Here is a 4,002-nt window from a genome sequence, read left to right on the forward strand (position 1 = left end):
CCCGCGCCAATGGTAAAATGCCGGATTCTCCTTCCCCTCGCTCGACCCGGCCCCAAGGCCCGCCCGATCATGTCCGACACTCGTCCCGATACGCTTTTCGCCCTCACCGCGCTTTCGCCCATCGACGGCCGCTACGCCAGCAAGACCGAAGCGCTGCGCGACTGGCTCTCCGAAGCCGCCTTCATGCGCCACCGCGTCACCGTCGAGGTGCACTGGCTGATCGCGCTGTCGCGCGCCGGCTTCGCGGAAGTCCCGCGCTTCTCCGATGCGTCCGAACAGTTCCTGCTGCAGCTCGCCGAGCGCTTCACCGCGCACGACGCCGCCCGCATCAAGGACATCGAGCGCGTGACGAACCACGACGTGAAGGCCGTCGAATACTGGCTGAAGGAATCGGTGAAGGGCCAGGAAGAACTCGAAAAGGCCAGCGAATTCATCCACTTCGCGTGCACGTCGGAAGACATCAACAACACGTCGCACGGCATGATGCTCGCCGGCGCGCGCGAGCACGTGATCCTGCCGGCGCTGCGCACCGTCTACCAGCGCCTCGTCGCACTCGCGCACGCGCACGCCGAGCAGCCGATGCTGTCGCGCACGCACGGCCAGCCGGCCAGCCCGACGACGCTCGGCAAGGAACTCGCGAACGTCGCGGCCCGCCTCGCCCGTGCGATCACGCGCATCGAGAAGGTCGAGATCCTCGGCAAGATGAACGGCGCGGTCGGCAACTTCAACGCGCATCTCTCCGCGTATCCGGAATTCGACTGGGAAGCGTTCTCGCGCGACGTGATCGAGAACCGCCTGAAGCTCACGTTCAACCCGTACACGATCCAGATCGAACCGCACGACTACATGGCCGAGCTGTTCGACGCCGTGGCGCGCGCGAACACGATCCTGCTCGACCTCGACCGCGACGTGTGGGGCTACATCTCGGTCGGCTACTTCAAGCAGAAGACGAAGGCCGGTGAAATCGGCTCGTCGACGATGCCGCACAAGGTCAACCCGATCGACTTCGAGAACTCGGAAGGCAACCTCGGCCTCGCGAACGCGACGCTGCGCCACCTCGCCGACAAGCTGCCGGTGTCGCGCTGGCAGCGCGACCTGACCGACTCGACGGTGCTGCGCAACATGGGCGTCGCGCTCGGCTACTCGCTGCTCGCGTACGACTCGCTGATCCGCGGCCTCGACAAGCTCGAAGTGAACCCGGCACGCCTGAACGAAGATCTCGACAACTGCTGGGAAGTGCTCGCCGAGCCGGTGCAGACGGTGATGCGCCGCTACGGCATCGAGAACCCGTACGAGCAGCTGAAGGAACTGACGCGCGGCAAGGGCATCACGCGCGAAGCGCTGCAGGAATTCGTCGGCACGCTCGCGATCCCGCAAGACGCGAAGGATCTTCTGCTCGCGATGACGCCGGCGTCGTACATCGGCAAGGCCGTTGAACTGGCGAAGCGGATCGCGTAAGCGCTACCGTCTCCGCAAATAAAAAAGCCCGATGCGAGCAATCGCATCGGGCTTTTTGCTGTGCGGCCGATCAGAACGAGATCATCTTGCCCGGATTGAGCGCGCTCATCACGCTCATCGCCGCCTTCGCGGCCGGGATCGCGATCGGCGACAACTGGCGGCCGAGCGGAATCGCGCGATGGTCGATCCCGGTCAGCATCGAGAAGTCGTCGTTGCGGCCGACGAAATCGTCGCAGATCGCCTTGCCGATCCGCACCGTCTGCGCGACGCCGTGGCCGCTCCAGCCCTGCACCATGTACATCGGCACGCGGCCGTCGGTCTTGCGGCTGTCGGTCGCGCCGTTCAGCGTGAAGTCGCTGACGCCGCTCCAGCAGTAGTCGAGCGCGAACTGGCCGTCGTGCTGCGGAAACACCGTGTTCAACCGCGTCAGCAGATACGCGTTCACGTCCGGCTGCGCCCAGCACGTGCCGGTGCCCTGCCCGCCGAACAGCAGGCGGTTGCCGCGTACCGGCCGGTAGTAGTCGATCTGGAACTGCGTGTCGTACACGGGCATGCCGGCCGGCATCAAGGTCGCGACGTCGACGTCGAGCGGCGCCGTCACGCTCACGTAGGTGAAGAACGGCACGGTCGTCGCGGCGCCGTCGTCGAGCAGCCGGAACGTCGTGTTGTGCAGCGCGAGCACGACGCCCTTGCGTGCGGTGATCGTGCCGCCCGGCGTCGTCGCGACGACACCCTCCGGCGTCTCGTCGAGTTCGAGCACCTCGGTGCCCTCGAACAGCGCGCCGCCGTTCAGCCGGAAGCCGTGCACGAGGCCGCGCACCAGCGCGAGCGGATGGATCTGACCGCCGATCGCGTCGATCGCCGCGCCGTGGTAGAGCCCCGAGCGCACGTATTCGTCGTGCAGCTGATGGCGGCCGACGAGCGTCACGCCCGCGTCGCCGAGATGGCGGCGCGCATCCGCGCCGTCGAGCAGCGCGCTCATGTGGCCCGGGTGGACCGCGGCCGTCACGTGGCCGCGCTTGCGGTCGAGCTCGAGCGCGTAGCGCGCGCCGATCGCATCGATCAGGTCCATCGATTCGGTCGACGCGAAGCGCCACAGCCGCTTCGCATCGTCGTGCGACAGGTGGTCGATCATGTCGGCGGCTTCCCAGCGCGCGAGGCCGGGCGTGAGCTGCCCGCCGTTGCGGCCCGATGCGGCCGAGCCGACGTGGTGCTTGTCGACGAGGATCGTGTCGACGCCCGCTTCCGCGAGATGCAGCGCGGCCGACGCGCCGAGGAGGCCCGCGCCGATCACGAGCACGTCGCATACGGCATCGTGCGCGAGCGGCGCGCTGTTCGCGTGGCGCGACAGCGACGCCTCGTACCAGTTCGCCGGGCGCTCGCCGTCGTAGCGGGCCGGGTCGCACCAGTTCCAGTTGTCTTTTTCGATATTCAGTTGCGTTTGTTCGAAACGCGATTCGCCCTGGATCAGGGGTTGATGGTTGAAAGTCATGATTGCACTTGCATGGTCTTGGGCCGCCTGTCGAAGAGCCTTCTGGCTTCGCGGGTGGGGCAGCCGGTTCCACATGGGTGTCAACGAGAAACGGGGCGCGATGGCCCGTGTTGACGGCGGACACGCTCGTGCCGCCTGGATCCCGGACTGTGCGAAAGCACGTATTGAAAGGTGCCGGGACACCCAATTTCTACACCGCAGAAATAATTCTACAGTGTAGAATAAGCTTTCGTCAAGTTTACGGCCGGTGCCGCACCGGCATGCCGGTCCGCACCGATGAAAGACAAACCCGCCCAGGGCCCGCGCGGCCTCGACAAGGACGCGATCGTCGCGGCCGCGCTCGCGTTGCTCGAAGACGTCGGCGAAGCCGCATTCAGCGTGCGCAAGCTCGCGCAGTCGGTCGGCTGCGATCCGATGAGCGTGCTGTATCACTTCAAGTCGAAGGAAGGCCTGAGCCGGGCGATCGCGAACGCGCTGTCGCGCTCGCTCGTACCGGTCGACGCCGCACTGCCGTGGCGCGAACGGCTGCGCGACCTCGCGCGCCAGTACCGCGCACTCGCGCTGCGCTACCCGGCCGCGTTCGCGCTGCTGCAGCGGCACATGAGTACCGGGCCGGCCGATCTCGCGCACATCGAGGCCGTCCAGCGTTCGCTGGCCGACGCCGGCATCCCGCGCGCGGCGCTGCCGTCGGTGTGCGTCGGCTGGTATGCGAGCGTGATCGGGCTGGCCGCCGCCGAAGCCGGTGGCCTCACGCGTGCCGCGAACGACGTCGAGCTCGCGGAGATGGAAGCGCTGTCCGACGCCGCGCATCCGCTCGTCAAGGCGGCCGCCCCGCTCTATGCGCAGCTCGATCCGGCGGCCGTGCACGACACGATGCTCGACGTGCTGCTCGACGGCATCGCGAAGCAGGCACGCGCGGCCTGACCCGCCCGCAGGCCGCAGGCCGCAGGTCCCAGGCCGCAGGTCCAAGGTCGCAGGTCCAAGGTCGCAGGTCCAAGGTCGCAGGTCCAAGGTCGCAGGTCCAAGGTCGCCAATGAAAAAGGCACCCCGAA

Annotated in this window: 3 protein-coding genes; 2 read left to right on the forward strand and 1 reads right to left on the reverse strand. The window is 67.3% G+C overall.

From position 1 onward, the window contains the following. The first annotated feature begins 69 nt into the window (after positions 1-69). On the forward strand, positions 70-1,458 hold the full coding sequence (gene purB, locus JYJ84_RS30310; protein WP_174960381.1) for an adenylosuccinate lyase: 1,389 nt from the start codon (positions 70-72) through the stop codon (positions 1,456-1,458). Positions 1,459-1,528: 70 nt separating this feature from the next. On the opposite strand, the gene JYJ84_RS30315 is transcribed toward purB, so the two are convergent. Further along, positions 1,529-2,950: an FAD-binding oxidoreductase gene (locus tag JYJ84_RS30315; RefSeq protein WP_175222378.1), complete on the reverse strand. Its 1,422-nt coding sequence runs from the start codon at positions 2,948-2,950 to the stop codon at positions 1,529-1,531. 276 nt (positions 2,951-3,226) lie between these two features. Here JYJ84_RS30315 and JYJ84_RS30320 point away from each other — a divergent pair, with 276 nt between their 5' ends. Then, positions 3,227-3,874 carry a TetR/AcrR family transcriptional regulator gene (locus JYJ84_RS30320; protein WP_205189868.1) on the forward strand — a complete coding sequence of 216 codons (648 nt, stop codon included), beginning with the start codon at positions 3,227-3,229 and terminating at the stop codon, positions 3,872-3,874. Positions 3,875-4,002: the final 128 nt, after the last annotated feature.

This window comes from Burkholderia sp. LMG 13014 (assembly GCF_905232215.1).
Classification (GTDB): domain Bacteria; phylum Pseudomonadota; class Gammaproteobacteria; order Burkholderiales; family Burkholderiaceae; genus Burkholderia.